The 14,860-nt window shown below is 46.1% G+C and carries 25 protein-coding genes; 18 read left to right on the forward strand and 7 right to left on the reverse strand.

Features of this window, described 5'->3' with window-relative positions; all coding sequences use genetic code 11:
- The first annotated feature begins 44 nt into the window (after positions 1–44).
- The 14 genes from KHS78_RS21185 (at position 45) to KHS78_RS21250 (ending at position 7,972) form a co-directional block, all read left to right on the forward strand.
- A complete protein-coding gene (locus KHS78_RS21185; RefSeq protein ID WP_211830994.1) occupies positions 45–452 on the forward strand; it encodes an antirestriction protein in 408 nt (135 codons plus the stop codon).
- 195 nt (positions 453–647) lie between these two features.
- A complete protein-coding gene (locus KHS78_RS21190; RefSeq protein WP_211830996.1) occupies positions 648–908 on the forward strand; it encodes a hypothetical protein in 261 nt (86 codons plus the stop codon).
- Entirely contained in the window at positions 905–1,168 is a 264-nt protein-coding gene (locus KHS78_RS21195; protein WP_211830998.1) for a hypothetical protein, read from the forward strand. The genes KHS78_RS21190 and KHS78_RS21195 overlap by 4 nt, the downstream gene beginning before the upstream one ends.
- Positions 1,169–1,195: 27 nt before the next feature.
- A complete protein-coding gene (locus tag KHS78_RS21200) occupies positions 1,196–1,702 on the forward strand; it encodes a hypothetical protein (RefSeq protein ID WP_211831000.1) in 507 nt (168 codons plus the stop codon).
- Position 1,703: 1 nt separating this feature from the next.
- A complete protein-coding gene (locus KHS78_RS21205; RefSeq protein WP_211831001.1) occupies positions 1,704–2,537 on the forward strand; it encodes a hypothetical protein in 834 nt (277 codons plus the stop codon).
- A 1-nt stretch (position 2,538) separates the two neighbouring features.
- Positions 2,539–2,979 (forward strand): hypothetical protein, encoded by a 441-nt coding sequence (locus tag KHS78_RS21210; protein ID WP_211831003.1) that lies wholly within the window; start codon positions 2,539–2,541, stop codon positions 2,977–2,979.
- On the forward strand, positions 2,976–3,305 hold the full coding sequence (locus KHS78_RS21215) for a hypothetical protein (RefSeq protein WP_211831005.1): 330 nt from the start codon (positions 2,976–2,978) through the stop codon (positions 3,303–3,305). The genes KHS78_RS21210 and KHS78_RS21215 overlap by 4 nt, the downstream gene beginning before the upstream one ends.
- Positions 3,306–3,363: 58 nt before the next feature.
- Positions 3,364–3,606 carry a hypothetical protein gene (locus KHS78_RS21220; protein WP_211831007.1) on the forward strand — a complete coding sequence of 81 codons (243 nt, stop codon included), beginning with the start codon at positions 3,364–3,366 and terminating at the stop codon, positions 3,604–3,606.
- A 47-nt stretch (positions 3,607–3,653) separates the two neighbouring features.
- Entirely contained in the window at positions 3,654–3,905 is a 252-nt protein-coding gene (locus tag KHS78_RS21225) for a hypothetical protein (RefSeq protein WP_211831009.1), read from the forward strand.
- Positions 3,906–4,122: 217 nt separating this feature from the next.
- On the forward strand, positions 4,123–4,749 hold the full coding sequence (locus tag KHS78_RS21230) for a recombinase family protein (protein ID WP_211831010.1): 627 nt from the start codon (positions 4,123–4,125) through the stop codon (positions 4,747–4,749).
- Between the two features lie 60 nt (positions 4,750–4,809).
- Positions 4,810–6,012 (forward strand): DNA-binding protein, encoded by a 1,203-nt coding sequence (locus KHS78_RS21235; protein WP_246506758.1) that lies wholly within the window; start codon positions 4,810–4,812, stop codon positions 6,010–6,012.
- Between the two features lie 152 nt (positions 6,013–6,164).
- The gene (locus KHS78_RS21240; RefSeq protein ID WP_211831014.1) at positions 6,165–6,383 is read left to right on the forward strand and encodes a hypothetical protein; all 219 of its coding nucleotides are present in this window, start codon (positions 6,165–6,167) and stop codon (positions 6,381–6,383) included.
- Between the two features lie 74 nt (positions 6,384–6,457).
- A complete protein-coding gene (locus KHS78_RS21245; protein ID WP_211831015.1) occupies positions 6,458–7,642 on the forward strand; it encodes a DNA sulfur modification protein DndB in 1,185 nt (394 codons plus the stop codon).
- Between the two features lie 51 nt (positions 7,643–7,693).
- Positions 7,694–7,972 carry a hypothetical protein gene (locus KHS78_RS21250; RefSeq protein ID WP_211831017.1) on the forward strand — a complete coding sequence of 93 codons (279 nt, stop codon included), beginning with the start codon at positions 7,694–7,696 and terminating at the stop codon, positions 7,970–7,972.
- Between the two features lie 21 nt (positions 7,973–7,993).
- Here KHS78_RS21250 and KHS78_RS21255 read toward each other — a convergent pair whose 3' ends face one another.
- Entirely contained in the window at positions 7,994–8,329 is a 336-nt protein-coding gene (locus KHS78_RS21255) for a hypothetical protein (protein ID WP_211831019.1), read from the reverse strand.
- A 4-nt stretch (positions 8,330–8,333) separates the two neighbouring features.
- The gene (locus tag KHS78_RS22730; protein WP_211831021.1) at positions 8,334–8,585 is read right to left on the reverse strand and encodes a type II toxin-antitoxin system prevent-host-death family antitoxin; all 252 of its coding nucleotides are present in this window, start codon (positions 8,583–8,585) and stop codon (positions 8,334–8,336) included.
- A 298-nt stretch (positions 8,586–8,883) separates the two neighbouring features.
- Between KHS78_RS22730 and KHS78_RS21265 the strand changes: the two genes are divergently transcribed.
- Complete coding sequence (locus KHS78_RS21265) at positions 8,884–9,252, forward strand: hypothetical protein (RefSeq protein ID WP_211831023.1); 369 nt, start codon at positions 8,884–8,886, stop codon at positions 9,250–9,252.
- Positions 9,253–9,405: 153 nt separating this feature from the next.
- Here the strand turns inward: KHS78_RS21265 and KHS78_RS21270 are convergent, their stop codons facing one another.
- Positions 9,406–9,627 (reverse strand): hypothetical protein, encoded by a 222-nt coding sequence (locus KHS78_RS21270; protein ID WP_211831025.1) that lies wholly within the window; start codon positions 9,625–9,627, stop codon positions 9,406–9,408.
- 155 nt (positions 9,628–9,782) lie between these two features.
- Between KHS78_RS21270 and KHS78_RS21275 the strand changes: the two genes are divergently transcribed.
- The 3 genes from KHS78_RS21275 (at position 9,783) to KHS78_RS21285 (ending at position 11,151) form a co-directional block, all read left to right on the forward strand.
- Positions 9,783–10,175 (forward strand): hypothetical protein, encoded by a 393-nt coding sequence (locus KHS78_RS21275; RefSeq protein WP_211831027.1) that lies wholly within the window; start codon positions 9,783–9,785, stop codon positions 10,173–10,175.
- A 63-nt stretch (positions 10,176–10,238) separates the two neighbouring features.
- Complete coding sequence (locus KHS78_RS21280; RefSeq protein WP_211831029.1) at positions 10,239–10,769, forward strand: hypothetical protein; 531 nt, start codon at positions 10,239–10,241, stop codon at positions 10,767–10,769.
- A gap of 205 nt (positions 10,770–10,974) precedes the next feature.
- Positions 10,975–11,151, forward strand: a complete 177-nt coding sequence (locus tag KHS78_RS21285; protein ID WP_211831031.1) for a hypothetical protein — start codon at positions 10,975–10,977, stop codon at positions 11,149–11,151.
- Between the two features lie 206 nt (positions 11,152–11,357).
- On the opposite strand, the gene KHS78_RS21290 is transcribed toward KHS78_RS21285, so the two are convergent.
- The 4 genes from KHS78_RS21290 to KHS78_RS21305 form a co-directional block, all read right to left on the reverse strand.
- Positions 11,358–12,599 (reverse strand): TrbI/VirB10 family protein, encoded by a 1,242-nt coding sequence (locus KHS78_RS21290; protein WP_246506757.1) that lies wholly within the window; start codon positions 12,597–12,599, stop codon positions 11,358–11,360.
- A gap of 2 nt (positions 12,600–12,601) precedes the next feature.
- Positions 12,602–12,949 carry a hypothetical protein gene (locus tag KHS78_RS21295; protein ID WP_211831033.1) on the reverse strand — a complete coding sequence of 116 codons (348 nt, stop codon included), beginning with the start codon at positions 12,947–12,949 and terminating at the stop codon, positions 12,602–12,604.
- Positions 12,950–13,186: 237 nt separating this feature from the next.
- On the reverse strand, positions 13,187–14,275 hold the full coding sequence (locus tag KHS78_RS21300) for a hypothetical protein (protein ID WP_211831034.1): 1,089 nt from the start codon (positions 14,273–14,275) through the stop codon (positions 13,187–13,189).
- A gap of 27 nt (positions 14,276–14,302) precedes the next feature.
- Positions 14,303–14,845: a type 4 pilus major pilin gene (locus tag KHS78_RS21305; protein ID WP_211831035.1), complete on the reverse strand. Its 543-nt coding sequence runs from the start codon at positions 14,843–14,845 to the stop codon at positions 14,303–14,305.
- Positions 14,846–14,860: the final 15 nt, after the last annotated feature.

Below are 14,860 nucleotides of genomic sequence, written 5' to 3' on the forward strand. Positions count from 1 at the left end.
TTAAATTGCACAAAGGCAATAGGCCATAACCAGAGGGTATGAAGATGATTGAATGGGCTGAATTTTACTGTAAGTTTTTCTTTGCTCACGGCAACAAAATGTTCAATTTGGAAAATATTATTTATTCCACAATGGAGCAGCTAATAACTGAAGACTCGCCAGAGCCTGTAACTTGGGGCGTTAAAAAAGTTGATGGGGCGGCAATGTATCTTTGCCCGGAAGTTGCCGGAAATATCACATTGAACAGTCCGGGGATGATGCAGTCATACACTCTGACTCCTGATGCGGCGGGTATTGCTGTGACGCTGTTTGCACTTTCGCATGTTGCAGGGGCTGTTTATGAGATTAGCGAAAACAGGGCTGAAATCTTTATAGAAAACTTTCATGGGCTGAGAGATTGGGCTTCGCATCATCATGAAGAGTTCAATAAGATTATGGCAGTAATTGATTAATCCATTGATGTCAGTGGCGGTTTTTTACCGCCACTGAGGGCATTTTATATTTGAGGTTTTTTGCGACTCCAGGGTGGATGGTTACTAAAAGGAAGAAGACTAAAAAAATAATAATATCGCTATTGATATATAATAATTCTCGTGATATATTGATTATTAACAAAAGGCGATAGGCCAAACCCAGAGGGTGAGTATATGAGAACCATGCGCGTAGATACCTTTTTTGTTGACCAGTTCGGCGTTCAGATCGGCCATCAGAGTTCAGTCCGTTTCCCTACAGATTGGGAAAGCGTGTCGGAGTTCCAGTCGTTCAAGGTGTTCCGTGCCCTGGAAGAGTCGGCCTCTGGAGCAGAGGCCAAGACTGAAGTCATCAGGAATGGTGTGCGAATTTCGGAGTTTCAACCCATTGAGGGCATAAAGCAGATTCAGGAAATTGTGTTGGAGAATGCAGCATGACATTCGACGACATGATTTATCTTTGCAGCCACTTTTGTACTGAAGATGCAGGAACCGTTGAAGATATGCGTACCACGGTCATCCCGCGCATTGAACAGGAGGTTGGAGAGCTTAAACGGCTGCAAGTGGTGATCAATGAAGCGTCCGCCAAATCAGAAGAGCCATTGCCTGATTGTTCTGACGTATTCGAGGATCGAATAGAATTTCTTGGCCAAGTGCTGGATGTAGCACATAGAAGGCTGGAAACAGTAACAGTGTAGCTGTGTGCTCCAGGGGGGAACATGGACATGAATAAATTATTACAGTTGCGGTGCAGGCTTTCAGCGTTTAATCCGGCGACCTTAGCATTGTCAGGCGCTCCTGGGGCTAATTACTACTCCGTTTACCGTTATCGCAGGATGTTCTTTTCTAAGGCGGCGGCGCTTTGTGCGTTTGGGGCCGGGTGGTACTTCTACGATTTCAACAAGGGCGTATTGGCAGCACTGGCAGCCATCGTTCTGGTCTGGTTGGTAATGCCAACCGTGCGGAGTGGCTATAAGAAACGGCAGGCGGCTTTGAAAGTTGCCAGGAAGCATGTTGCTGAAGTCGAGGGCGAAACCGGCGTTATTCATCACATGATAGCGTTACGAGATACAAGGCCCGACCTGAAGCGCAGGGAGTATGACCGCTTGATCAGCCTGTCCTTTGAAAAGAAATTCGATCAGCTGGGTGCTGTGGATCTGGAACACCTGATACTGTTCCAGCAAGATTATTTGGATGCAATAAATTTGAAGTTGGCGGAGGCCGGTAAGTGATATGGAAGGTTATCTTTTGACATGGCTGGATTGGTTACCAGCTGGAGTAACAACATCTGTATTGGTTGTTGTTCTGTTTTTTATGCGTAATTATTTTGCAGAATGGGTGAAAAAATCCGTCAGCGCTCATTATGACAAAGAGCTAACTGTTTTGTCTTCCGATTTGCGAAAAAGTGAAGCGCAGTTTCAAGCTGAAATTAATGCTCGGGATAAGCAAATTGCCGCTATCAGAGATGGTGCATTGTCTAGCCTGCATAGCCGTGAGATGGTCTTATACCAGGAAAAAGTGAGTGCTGTACGCCAGTTTTGGGAATGTGTAAATTCGCTCGGGCCAGCAAAGAACGTTTCATCATTAATGGCTGTAATAAAGTACGATGAATTCCTAAAGGCGACCCGTGACAATCCGTTGTATGTAGTCGTAGCGACTGCGCTTGATCATGTTGATGTATCAAGGTTAAGTACATCATTAGCCGATAGCGCTCGACCTTTTGTTACCCCTTTGTTATGGGCATACTTTTCTGCCTACAGAACAATTCTTTTAAATGCAGTTATGAGGGTGCAGTTTCTAAAAAGTGGCAGTGGTGAGGATTTTACTAATATAGAATCCATCAAGAATGTTGTTAAAGAGGTACTGCCGCATCAAAAAGAGTTTATTGATAACAATAACCTTGAAGTGCTTTTCTATTTGGTTGAAGAACTGGAAGAATGCATACTGGCCGAGATGAAAAACATCTTGGATGGCGAAGCCATAAGTACAAAAAACATTGAGCAAGCCAGTAAAATCAATAAGGCTGTCCAGACAGTGGTTCAGCAAACATCTAGTGCAGGTTGCTAATATGACACTCAGCGAGTTCCAAAATCAGGTAAAAAGACAGCGATCTTCGGTGATCTCTTCATGGTGTTTTGTTGCTGATGAAGTGCTTGGACTCACACAGGCTGATGCGGCCTATGAGTTGACTCAGGCGGCAGTCAAAGCAGGTTATGTTGAGTCTCGCCCTGCACCACCAGGAGAAACCCTGAAGCATTGGGCCGTACAGAACAAGGCTCCATTGTGGGCGTGTTTTGCTGCCCTGGATCTTCTTATCGAACAAGGGTGGTTGCCATCATCTGATACTGAATGGGCAGTATTAGCGCATCTCTGGATCAGGATGCAGGGGCCGTTCAATACCCTGGAGGATGTTATGAAATCTGTGCCGTCTTATCTTCACGAACAGCAGGCCGTGTTCGGTCTGGCGCTGGTAGATAATCAAGCATTTATGGCCAGGAAAAAAGCATGAAATTATTGCAGTTGCAGAATCTGATTGAGGAAACAAACAGGCCCACATTGGCCATCCGGGTTTTGTTTGCCATGGTTGAAACCGCCAACCAGGATGGTTTTGTTGAGTTGGATCGGGAAGAGATTTGTTCTGTTGCAGGCGTCGATCCTACGACCCAGATCAACAATTTCAGTCAGGTATGCAATGAGCTGTGCAAGCTGAATCTACTGGAGTTTTGTTACCAGGATGCAGCTGGAGAGCTGCATCAGAAACGTGGCAGGGGCAGGAAAGTTAAATATAAGGTTCCAGTATCTGTGTCGAGCCTGTTTTCATTAAATAGCAAATGAAAATGGGTATTCGAAAAATAGTGTGGGTTTTCAGTCGAAGACTGACAAGGTAAAAGCTATGTCTTGCAAGAAAATGTCAGATTCAGAAGTTCAGAGAAAACTAAATCAGCTTGCAAAAATTGCAAATGAGTTGGCAGAAGAAGCGGAACGGCGATACGGAGAGGAGGGCGAACTTTATTATGAGGCTGAGGGCCGCTTCAATTTTATGAAGCACAATAGAGTTGACTGTCGTTGCAGAAGGCAGGATGGCGTTGTAATGGTATCCGAAGTTCATGCACGAATGGAATGTGGTGCATGGTAATCTTTCATTATGTCATGCTGCACTATTAGAAAAAGAAGAGGCTTAGAATGCACCTTATTAAATTAACTGATCATTATGATGAGACTGTAACGGTTAATCTTTTAACTATTACATACATATCTAACCCATACAGACCGCACGGTGATAACCAAGAGCGCAAGGGGAGTGTTATTTATTTTTCTGATGGCAGTGATTTACCTGTCAATGAATCTGTTGCTGAAATAAATGTAATTATTAGCAACCATTCTTCTATGGCTGCTGGACAAACAGTTAATAGTGAAAAACTGTATACATCGTAACTTAACTGCTCGACAAGGCTGTTGCTACGTAACAGCCTGCGATTCCCTTTGCTAACTACACATGTCTCCGGCGCACTCTCCGCTCTCCCCCCTATCATGTATGGCCATTTAGGGTAGCTATTTAAATGCTAGCCATTTAGGGTATCTTTGCATTTATTTATAGCCATAAAATCAACAAGGCTATTTTAAGTATACCCATATTACCCAAAGGCAGCCTATGCAAGTCGCCAGAATTTACCTAAGAGTCTCGACCGACCAACAGAACCTTGATCGGCAGGAGCAAATTGAAGCTGAAGCTATTCGCGATGGTTTTTATATCGCTAACGTTTATCGAGAGAAAGCGTCGGGCGCTAGTGCGGATCGGCCAGAGTTACAGCGAATGATCAATGATCTTCGGGAAGGTGAGGTTGTTATTGCGGAGAAGCTGGATCGCCTGAGTCGATTGCCGCTCAACGATGCAGAACAACTAATTGCATCTATTCGCTCAAAGGGTGCTCGGCTTTGCATACCAGGCCTCATAGATCTCTCTCAATTCGCCCAGGAAGTGGATGGGATCGGGAAGATAGTTATCCAGGCTATGGAAGAATTGCTGTTGAAAATTGCATTGCAGAGCGCACGGGACGACTACGAGACCCGCCGAAGACGACAGCAGCAAGGCATAGCTATCGCTAAATCAAAAGGAAAGTACAAAGGCCGTAAAGCCAACTCAGCTGTTAATGACCGCATTGTACAGCTCAGGTTGTCCGGGGAGGGGATCAAAAACACTGCACGGATGGTCGGATGTAGTGAGTCGCAAGTTAAGAAAGTATGGTCAAAATATAAAGGTAAGTTTGTAAGTAAGTAAGTTTGTAAGTAAGTATAAATCAGAGTATACTCTATTTATATTTCCATAGGAGTAAGAGTGATGGGCAGGCGCGCAACCTTTACTGACGAGATGATCCTGGAGGCCGCCAGGAAGTTGAAGGGCGAGGGTAAGGAAGTTACAGGCTGGACGGTTCACAGCCACCTCAAGGGCGGGAAGATAAGTCGCATAGAGCGGATTCTTGCAGAAAATGAGGTCACTGTTCTTGATGCAGAACCAGTAACAGCAGATGTCGTTCTGACACTACCGAGCCAGTTTCAACCTCAGGTAGAAGAAATGCAGCAGGCCTTATACAACGCAGCCTGTGAGATGTGGCGGACATCCACTGAAATGGCTGATAACCGTGTACGTGACGAATTTGTTGCCGCAAAGAAGGCCAAAGATCGGGCTGAAAACGATCTGGTACAAGCAAAAGAAACTGTTGATCAGATGGAAGACGAAATTACTCAGATGGAGTCTGACGTTGAATCTCTACAGCAAAACAACGCAGCCCTCGATCAACAGCTCCAGCAGGAAAAACAAAAAAACGCGGCAGCAGAGGCAGAGATAAACTCTCAAGCGAAAACGATCACGGAGTTGCGTAAAACTACCCAGGATCTGGAGGCCGAGCTTGAAAGCGAAGCTAATGCGGCTTCAGAGATGCGGGGCCAATGTACAGCCCTGAAAAGCAGGGTTGCCGAGATGAAAGAAGAAATGTCTGTCCTGGAGTCCAAATGCCATGCTTCAGGGGCTGAAGCAGCGAACCTCAAACGAACTGTTGGAGAGCAGGCTGTCTCTATTGAAAAGGCTACAGAAACAATCGCTTCTCAACAAAAAGAAATTGATGTTCTGGAAACCGCAAAAAATAAGAAAGAGTCTGAAGCGGAGGATCTCAAGCGCACCGTTGCTGAACAGGCATCTACCATTGAAAAGGCCACTGAAACCATCAACACTCACCAAAAAGAAATCGAAAAGCTAACCGCCGCAAAAAACAAGAAAGACACTGAAATTTCTGGTTTGAACGCACGGATTGATGATAGATGTACTGCTGTTACTAAGCTGGAGAAAGAAAAAGAAAAGCTGCAGGCCTCTCTGAAAGCTGCCGAACAAAAGGCCAGTGAGTTGGCTTCCGCACAGAAACGAATTCGAGAATTGAGCACTGAGGCTGGCGAGCTAAAGCAGGAAGTTAAGGCACTCAACAAACAGCTTGGAGTGCTGGAAGGGCGTTTAGGATCTCAGACAGGGAATTCTGGCAATAAAAAATAGTTGGGGGGAATTGTTTTTTGTCTACTCCAGGATGGGTGTTTTGACTGAAATAAAATGCCCATCTTTACAATATCTCTATTGATATAATAAAAGGGCTGCTATATACTATTTATAACGAATGAGGCGAAAGGCCATCACCAAAGGGTAAAGCAATGACCATACAAGACATCAAACAGGCTCCACTTAACACCAAAGAATTCTCAAAGCGTGACGTTTTGGCGGTGCTGTCTGCAGCTGAGGAAGACCTGAATCGCCTGATACAACTCCAGGGTGATGCCAGCGAATCAAACCACAACAATATTTATGTGAGTGGTATGCGGCGGGCACAGTTCGCGCTTGAGCAATTCAAGAAAGACATCTCCTCCAAGTGAGTGGAGTTCATCTCGACTAAGCCGGTAAATACCGGCTTATCCAAGGCGAAAGGCCATAGCCAAAGGGCAAAAAAATGCAAAAACCAACATATATTTTCCGTCAGAACGACACTCACTACATTGTTCCGGCTATCCAGGGTATTCAAGGCGGTAAGCGGATGTTCTGTGCTAACCTCAAACATCGCCATGTTGCAGCTATGATCCCCCCGGTTGACCAGCTTGCCGAGGCCGCCGATCGTGCACAGCGCAAACTGAACAAAACCCGTGCCATGGGTATTGCGCGCTATGTTCGTGACAGTGAGGACTCTTATGTGCTGCCTGCACTGACTGTTTCTCTCTTGGAAACAGGTATGCGAGAAGTGACATTTCAGCCGATTGCCGAAGGCGAAGAATTCGGAGAGTTGTACATTCCCATCAACCACAAGGTACTGCTCAATGACGGCCAGCACCGCCATTGCGCGATTGGTGAAATCCTCAAAACTTGCGAACATGCAGTACATGACAACATAGTATTGACTGTCTATGCTGGCGTTAGCCATGCCTGCGCGGATCAGATGTTTGTGGACATTAATCTGAACGCAGTAAAGCCCAGTGGCAGCATCAACACGCTCTACAACCATCGTGATCCCTGGTCATCGCTCGCGGTTGCTGTCAGCAAGAAGGCCAAAATTCTCGGCACTCGCACCGAGGTTGAGGCTGGCAACTGTAGCGTAAATTCACACAAAACCTTCCCATTAAGGGGCATCGTGTCATTTGCGAAAAAACTGCTTCCCAATGATCCTAGACCAGAAAGTTTTGATGACAATGTTGCGTATCTCACTGAGATACTGGATGCGATCCACGACAATACAGTAGTGTGGCGTGAAATCACAAAAACTGACTATTGGACTGATGAAAAGACTGCGACAAAGGCTGATCCCAGCATGATCCAGCTGAACCGTAGGATGTCGCTAGCTTGCAGTGTACTCATGCTAGATGCAGTCGGGTTTTATATGCGTGAGCATATGAGCCAACAGTTTTTCAAAGATAAAAATATGTCTCAGCCTGAGCGTATCCACCTTGCCGCCGCGACACTCAGCGACATTAACTGGGATAAAGATCACCCCCAGTGGGAAGGGCGGGCAGTCAGAGCCGGTAAACTGATTAAGAACAAGGTCAGCGTATTACTGACCTCCAACATCCTAATCAAACATGCCGGTATCAGTATGCCGATGGAAAACGAATCGCTAGAGTCAAAATTCAGCGAAATCTATGGTTAGAATAGGGGGCATTGCCCCCTATTTTTTGGTCAATGGAACTAGAGCCTGATTATGAATGAAAACGCAAAACTCACTATTTCGCTCAACCCGGATGTACTGGCCGAGCTGGAATGGTTGGTAGAAACCCATCAGACACATGGCGCACCTACGCAGGTTGGAAGCGTTGAAGAGCTAATTACCCATGTCGTCAGCAGTATCGCTGATGGATCGCGCAGACCAGGAAGCTGGGAAAGATCCATGCTTGATATGATGGGTTTAATCAGCAACTCCCCCTGGTTAGAGTACTACAGAAGTAAATACGGTAAGCCGGAGGGAGCAGAAGAAGTCTGACACAGAAGACCAACTTAGCTGCTATGTGCGGAGTAGATACTGTTCCAAAAGTTGGCGGGTACTTTGGTCTTTTTCCATAAAGAGGATCGCATTTGCTGTTTCCTCGTTTTTATCTATCCTGTAGAGAATTCGATAGCCGTTCCAGCAATACTCGAAATATCTAACACCAAAGTACAAGAGAAGACTTTGGTTCAGGGCGTCGCAGTGCTTGTCTGGAGTCAAAGAAGCCTCGAAGTGACGAATTGCCTTGTCGATTTTATGGACTAACCTGACTCCCCCTTTAGGGTCGATTGCCAACTGCCTTTCTATCATTACCTCCGTGGACTGGTGATAGGAGTTGGTATATACAACTTTCAAGGCTTTACTCCTTCAGGTATTTTTGCCTGATGCTGGTCATAAGCTCTTCGCCTGACATAACCCGATCATCCCTACAATCTCTCTCTCCGAGTGACAGCAATTTCAGCAGCGCTATTGCCTCATCCCTGCGTATACGTTCTTCGTAAGACTCGATAACATAAACGGGCTTCCCGTTCTGTGTTACCACTATTGGTTCGTCATCTAGTTCAAGATTGGCTGCATTCTTCTTGACATAACTGATTGACTCGATTCGCATTACCTGTCCCACCAGACCTGCACCTGTTAGCCCGAACCAAATATAGACTATATTTAGACCCTTGATGCAAAATACGGTTGCGTGCCAGGGAGTTTTCAAATAGAGATTTTCATTCAGGAGGAAAATTCGTTACTTCGTTAAGGGCTGCCATAGAAAGTACATCTGTAGCCGTCTAAGGATGGTGCGTGAGTCGATAATTGCAAAAAATTTAAAGAATGACCCTTGAAAAACAAAAAGAAGACCCAAGATATTAAAGGTCACTTGACGTGTATAACACAAACAGTAAGGGAACTATATTTTGGAAACTTTTGATGCGTTTGGCTCTGAAGTAGTTAAAGATGAAGATGGATTAACAGTTAATCACCAATCTGGCGCAAAGATAAAAATGAATAATGATGGTAGCTGCAGTGTAAAAACTGACTCCATTAAATCATTTGGTATCAAGCATTTGCCAGATGTTAAAACCTATGAAAAAACTACTAGCGATGGTGTAATAACCCATCGGATAGAGTTTTATAAGGATGATTCATACTTTATTTTATCTTATAAAGAAGATGGGAAGTTAATTGAAGCTAGCGGTAATAATATTACTAGCTCAATTAGCCGTGACGGTGAGTTTTTGATAGGAATGGGCGAAAGCATAAAAGAAAGTGAAGAGGTAATTTAAGCATATCTATAAAGGTCGAGGATCACCAATTCTCGGCCTTTGACTGATTTCCATTTGGAGTAAAAAGAGCCGCCGGATGGCGGCTAAAGAGGGTGACTCCAGGGATGAAGCCTGGCGGCATGATGCACATTTAGTACACCATGCTTTATATTGCTATATAGTGAAATAGCCCGCCAAACGATAGCCGCATTGATCAAGTGGGTACCCTTCAGCATCGCAAGTGAAAATAAGATCGCCGTCAGTCCAGATGTCACCTTCTTTTCTGAAGGTGTAACCATCATCGGTTTTGTAAGTGTTGGTTATTTCACCGTTGTAGGTATCTGTCATTTCAGAGTTGAAATCAGCCACTACTTGATTTTTTAACGTATTAAACATTTCTATACCCTTTGGTTTCGGCCTTGCGCCCCATTCGATATAATTATACTCTAAATCTTTTAATATATCTATAAAGATATACTATATACATTACGAAATATTTCGCTTATAATACTTAGGAAGTCGGCGCAAGGCCATCACCAGAGGGTTTTAATATGAGCAACAAAAACTTTCAAGAAATCGCTACTACTCACTATTATCTGACTGACGCTGTGCTGGGCCATTTCCAGCAGGTTCGTGAAAACGCCACGATAGGCGACTGGTATGGTATTGGTGAAGACGAGTTTGTTTACACCCTGTTCCCATATTCCATGTCCATTGAAGACGCCTATAACGTCGTTTCACCGCAGGGCTGCCCCGGCGTTTGGCATTTTGAAATCAGCAACGATTTCGCCGCAAAGGTTTTCATTGAAATGTCAGTTTCTGATTCTGATGAAGCCGAATGGCCAGACGTTGAACAATACCAACGCAACATTGAAAAGCTAATTACTCTCTGGTGTAGCGACGGGATAAAAAAAGAAGAACCCATTCTTCCACAGTTGAGCTAAACCAATCAGCCCCTCTCTGGAGGGGCCACCACACGGCATCGGCCATCACCAAAGGGTATAAGTATGATCAACACTCTCCAAGGAACCGCCAGGGCTTTTGCGGAGCACTGTTTAGAGCAAAACAATGTTGAAGAGCTTTTGTTGGCACTTGAATACACTCGGCAGTGTGGCGCTGACATCATCCACTGGCATTGCGATATTACGTTGAGTGAGTGGGAGGCCGGTTTGAAGGCTGCTCTGCTTGAGAAGCTGAAAGAATTCGCAGTACCTCACGCTAACGAAAGTCATTTTGAAAAAGCATCTTTTGAATTGGATGATGTGTGTGATTGTTTCGATGGTTGGAACAGTTCATTAACGCAATGGAGCACACACGCCACGCCATTTTTTGAATTAAGTGCGGCGCTATCTGTCATGGCGGCTATCAATGATGCTGATGATAGTATGACCATGGTAATACAGCCTGATGCAACACTTATTGTAGATGATCCTGAGTATGATTTCCATGAAACCATAGCGCTACAAACGGTCAACACAGAACAGGGAGAAAAGCACGTTTACTGCCTTGCCCTTGATTGGTGCTGGCGCGTTGCATGATTATTAAGCCCCTTTTTGGGGCTTTTAATAATATCATTGTTGATATGTTTTTATTATAAGGTTATAATTATCAGGCAATAAGGCGAAAGGCCGAAACCAAAGGGTAAAAACATGAACAACCAAGAACCAATCATTATTAGCTTCCATAATAATAACGCCCTGGTTTCGGCCAGGGCTTTTGCTTACCCCGAGGCTCGCATCTCAAATGTTAAAAGCAACAGCAACGGGGGTTTTCACTATCACCCTGATAGTAACGCCTTCCCATAAAATAGAGATACCAACTGAAAAACTCATAACCGTTCAAGGGCTTTACAATGGATATGAGTTTGTTGTTGAAAAGAAACAGGATAATCTCGAATACCTTATTATCTCTGCAAAGTAATCGGTTTTTATCAAAAGAGGCAATCAACATGATCATAAAAGAAGAAGTAAAATGCAGCAGTTGCGGTACAAGAACAAGAAACCAGCCTGCCGGGGATGGCTGTCATGTTTGTTTAAAGGGAATAATGAAACCAACAGGGAAATAAAACGTCAGTCTTGAACGAACAAAGCCCTGGACGATGCCAGGGCTTTGTTTCTCATACTCCCCTACAAATACTGGTAGGGCCGCTCAAAAACCATATCTCGATTCACCATCACATTAAAACGATATCCGGGCCGGATCGTCAGTGTCGGCGCAATATCCAGATTCTTGCTGATCATCTTCTCTGAGACATTGGCGATCTGCTGGCCTGCAGCAGAGGACAACTCTGAACTGTAGCTCTTATCGTTGTTGTCATTGTTATTATTGTTGTTGTCCTGAGAGGTAGCCACACCTGCAGAGATCATCGACATCAGGAAGGCGCTGCCGAAGACCCTCATGTAATGGTTATCAACCTGATCGTTGAACCCACTGAAACCGGACTGATCCGCCCCTTCCATGCCCTGTAACGCGACTGAACTGCCGTCAGGGTAAATCAGCCTGTCCCATGCCAGCATCACACGACGCTGCCCATAATCGACCTGGGACGAATACCGGCCAACCAGACGAGAACCCTGGGGGATCAACAGCGAAGTCCCTGAAATGCTGTCCCAGACGTTCTGACTGACCTGTGCTGTCACCATCCCCGGTAAGTCGGAGTTGATACCGTTGATCATCATCGCCGGGATAATGGCACCGGCCTTGATCTCGTAGGGTGATTGCGGCATCACCCGGTCACTCTTCAAAACAAAATCATCCTGGGCACGAGCCGGGATCTCGGCTGGCGCTGCTGCGGGATTATTCATACCGGCCAGCATCATGGAGCCGTTATTCCCTGGAGTTGCCGGGGCACCATAACCATTCATACCCATGCCCGGAGCCATATTCGATGGCTGCTGGTGTTGCTGCGTTGCAAACTGGACAGATGTACCGCCATATAATGCGTCTTCCAACATTTGTCGTTTGCGTTGAATCAACTGCATTTCTGCTTGAGAAATAACAGGCACTGTCTGAGCCTGTGGCGGTTGATAGGAATACTGTGGGGCTGGTTTGGGGATTGCTGGCGCGGCAGCTGCAGGGGCCGGTTTGTCTTCAGTTACACCGACAAATCCCGATTTCGGCGCGGCTTCCAGGATCTCATTCAGAGCCAGATTGACGTTGTTTTTCCTGCCAGACTGCTGGGAGGTCTGTTCCTGTTCTCCATCAGCATTTGCTATCGCATTCTGCTGACTACGCCCGTAGGCGACATAAAAGAATATTGAAATAAAAATCAGTATGATTGCGCCAAAAATTACAATTGGCAGGTTATTAACACGGCGTCCGCCGTTCATGCCAGGAACAGTGTCCGGCGACATGAGATCTGCACTCATGTTCATTTTTCCTTTTGTTTTGTGTCCCGATGATCCTTGTCTGGTATCTGGACAGAATCAACAATCTGTTTGATCGTTTTTTTATCGTCAAGTCCGGCATCACTTAACAGGCGAGGCAGCACCATTTTCAGCATGTAATTGATCGTATTCGCAGCCGGGAGCTTGTTTCCACGCGACCAAACACCTAATCGACCATGTTGGTAATGCGTACCCAACTTGCGGTTCATGGTCGACAAAGCATCTGCGATATCACCTGTTTCACACACAAACTTTTTCCATGTGTTAATCAGGTTCTTCCTGTTGTCATGCAACACAGGCCTCCCCTTCTTCTTTGCCGCTGATTCCTTCAATGATCATCCACCATACTGAGTTTGTCCCATGGCCCAACGAAGTATATAAATTGTATTTTGTCGAGCCGCTATACATAATTCCTTCCGCCATGCGCTTCTCCAATATCGGTTGGATTGAGTGTGGTTGAGCATGACAGGTCGCCGCTCAAAGTGGCCTGTCATGCTTTAATAACCATAGGTTATTATTTTTCTAAATTATCCGTATTTATTGATTCACACAATTCAATATTTGTCAGATTATCGTAACTCCATAGTCAGCTCGCAGCAGTAGGCGTTGTGGTAGGCATAGCCGCTACCTACACCGTTATAGTTATGACCAACCTGGACATACGGAGATGGACAGATTTTAGGCCCCCAGATCCCGCCTTGTCCTTCTTTCCAGAAACAGTTTTTATAGCCGGTCACTACTGGCGTACCCCCATCATGACGCTTCCATAAACCCGCCACACAGGACATCAACCTGCCGTCTGAAGTCGTTCCCACCGCTTCCGTTGTACAGGCCGTGCCTTCCACAAAATCACCGCGAAGAACGATCATGTTGGCATCCAGGTTCTCTACCCGACTATCAGCCGATGGATCGACATAATAGTTTGAATCATCTCGATCTATGAACGAGCTGCCGGACATATAGCCGGTTGCTGTCACATTTCGCCCTGATGTGATGTCCGATCCCGCAGAGATGGTGTTGTTGACAGCCAGATCACTGATGTTATCAATGCGGTGATTGTTCCAGTCAAAATCCGCTGTTGGTAATACAGTGCCGTCTTTACGCAGGTACATATCCGTTGCCGGGTCATTGCTGGCCGTCAGCCGGACATTACCGTTGGCGTCATCGGCTACCGTGTAATAGGTATTGGATACCCCCGGAGCCAGAGACAGCACATCCGATCCCTTGGCACCTGTCACTACCTGACCTGACAGGTAGGGTAGGTTCTCCGTAGAGTCATTGGGGATGCCCAATGTCATGGTTGACAGGATTCGACCCGCCGTATTGGTCACTGTAATGCGGTAGGTCAATCCCAGATCCAGGGTTTCCGGAAAGTCGCAGGGCAGGAACGCCATGGTGCCCGTTGCGCCGCTACAGGTAGCGGCATCCTTTAGCCATCCCAGGCTGGTATAGGTGGCCGATGCAGGGGCACTGCTGCCCCGTTCAGCAATATAGGCACGAATGGCGTTATTCACCTGTCCGGCCATCTTGCCGGAGTGCTCCGCGATCTTATCCAGGTTCTCACCACGCGTGATGACGGTATAAAGCCCAAAGAGCAGACTGACAACCAGAACACCAATGGCGAGTTCCGTTGTGATCATGCCGTGTTGCTTCTTCATACCGCCGTTCTCCTGATTTTCCTGTTGTTATGCGCGAGTGTGAGTACTGGTGATATTGTTGCTGGCATTGTCACACGCCGTGCCCAACGTCGCCTGATTGATGGTATTGACACCAGACCCCTTGACCTCTGTGCTGCCTACAGAAATAGTGTCACTGACATCAAACACGCCATTCACGTAATCAACACAGGCGTCTTCAGGTAGGCGGGATTGAACAAACTGGATGCAATCGTTGCTACCTGAGCAGTTAGTTGGCGTTACCGCCAGCGTGCCGCCGTAGTTGTTGATCAGGGTAGAGTCACCGTTGACCATGGTGCGCGGCGCAGCATTCAGGGTAATTACCTGAGTGGATGTCAGGCCGGTGAAATCACCGCTGTGGCGGTACTTCGTGCGGATATTTTTCAGGGTGTCTACGGTATTTGTGACCAGGATGCTGGCATTACCATCTTTGACCAGGAACTGAGCCGAGAGGAATCCGCCCAGGCCCAGCAGACCGATGACAAATATAGCGATGCCGACCTCGGAAGATACGAAGCCTTTTTGCTTTTTGTTCATGTTGTTGAATTTCATGGTTTCGCTCCTTTA

Source organism: Kistimonas asteriae (assembly GCF_018263925.1).
GTDB lineage: Bacteria > Pseudomonadota > Gammaproteobacteria > Pseudomonadales > Endozoicomonadaceae > Kistimonas > Kistimonas asteriae.

What these genes read in the sequence shown, in the direction of transcription:
- KHS78_RS21185 (WP_211830994.1), top strand. Translation starts at nt 45, where the DNA reads ATGATTGAATGGGCTGAATTTTACTGTAAGTTTTTCTTTGCTCACGGC.
- KHS78_RS21190 (WP_211830996.1), top strand. Translation starts at nt 648, where the DNA reads ATGAGAACCATGCGCGTAGATACCTTTTTTGTTGACCAGTTCGGCGTT.
- KHS78_RS21195 (WP_211830998.1), top strand. Translation starts at nt 905, where the DNA reads ATGACATTCGACGACATGATTTATCTTTGCAGCCACTTTTGTACTGAA.
- KHS78_RS21200 (WP_211831000.1), top strand. Translation starts at nt 1,196, where the DNA reads ATGAATAAATTATTACAGTTGCGGTGCAGGCTTTCAGCGTTTAATCCG.
- KHS78_RS21205 (WP_211831001.1), top strand. Translation starts at nt 1,704, where the DNA reads ATGGAAGGTTATCTTTTGACATGGCTGGATTGGTTACCAGCTGGAGTA.
- KHS78_RS21210 (WP_211831003.1), top strand. Translation starts at nt 2,539, where the DNA reads ATGACACTCAGCGAGTTCCAAAATCAGGTAAAAAGACAGCGATCTTCG.
- KHS78_RS21215 (WP_211831005.1), top strand. Translation starts at nt 2,976, where the DNA reads ATGAAATTATTGCAGTTGCAGAATCTGATTGAGGAAACAAACAGGCCC.
- KHS78_RS21220 (WP_211831007.1), top strand. Translation starts at nt 3,364, where the DNA reads ATGTCTTGCAAGAAAATGTCAGATTCAGAAGTTCAGAGAAAACTAAAT.
- KHS78_RS21225 (WP_211831009.1), top strand. Translation starts at nt 3,654, where the DNA reads ATGCACCTTATTAAATTAACTGATCATTATGATGAGACTGTAACGGTT.
- KHS78_RS21230 (WP_211831010.1), top strand. Translation starts at nt 4,123, where the DNA reads ATGCAAGTCGCCAGAATTTACCTAAGAGTCTCGACCGACCAACAGAAC.
- KHS78_RS21235 (WP_246506758.1), top strand. Translation starts at nt 4,810, where the DNA reads ATGGGCAGGCGCGCAACCTTTACTGACGAGATGATCCTGGAGGCCGCC.
- KHS78_RS21240 (WP_211831014.1), top strand. Translation starts at nt 6,165, where the DNA reads ATGACCATACAAGACATCAAACAGGCTCCACTTAACACCAAAGAATTC.
- KHS78_RS21245 (WP_211831015.1), top strand. Translation starts at nt 6,458, where the DNA reads ATGCAAAAACCAACATATATTTTCCGTCAGAACGACACTCACTACATT.
- KHS78_RS21250 (WP_211831017.1), top strand. Translation starts at nt 7,694, where the DNA reads ATGAATGAAAACGCAAAACTCACTATTTCGCTCAACCCGGATGTACTG.
- KHS78_RS22730 (WP_211831021.1), bottom strand. Translation starts at nt 8,585, where the DNA reads ATGCGAATCGAGTCAATCAGTTATGTCAAGAAGAATGCAGCCAATCTT.
- KHS78_RS21270 (WP_211831025.1), bottom strand. Translation starts at nt 9,627, where the DNA reads ATGTTTAATACGTTAAAAAATCAAGTAGTGGCTGATTTCAACTCTGAA.
- KHS78_RS21275 (WP_211831027.1), top strand. Translation starts at nt 9,783, where the DNA reads ATGAGCAACAAAAACTTTCAAGAAATCGCTACTACTCACTATTATCTG.
- KHS78_RS21280 (WP_211831029.1), top strand. Translation starts at nt 10,239, where the DNA reads ATGATCAACACTCTCCAAGGAACCGCCAGGGCTTTTGCGGAGCACTGT.
- KHS78_RS21285 (WP_211831031.1), top strand. Translation starts at nt 10,975, where the DNA reads ATGTTAAAAGCAACAGCAACGGGGGTTTTCACTATCACCCTGATAGTA.
- KHS78_RS21290 (WP_246506757.1), bottom strand. Translation starts at nt 12,599, where the DNA reads ATGAGTGCAGATCTCATGTCGCCGGACACTGTTCCTGGCATGAACGGC.
- KHS78_RS21300 (WP_211831034.1), bottom strand. Translation starts at nt 14,275, where the DNA reads ATGAAGAAGCAACACGGCATGATCACAACGGAACTCGCCATTGGTGTT.
- KHS78_RS21305 (WP_211831035.1), bottom strand. Translation starts at nt 14,845, where the DNA reads ATGAAATTCAACAACATGAACAAAAAGCAAAAAGGCTTCGTATCTTCC.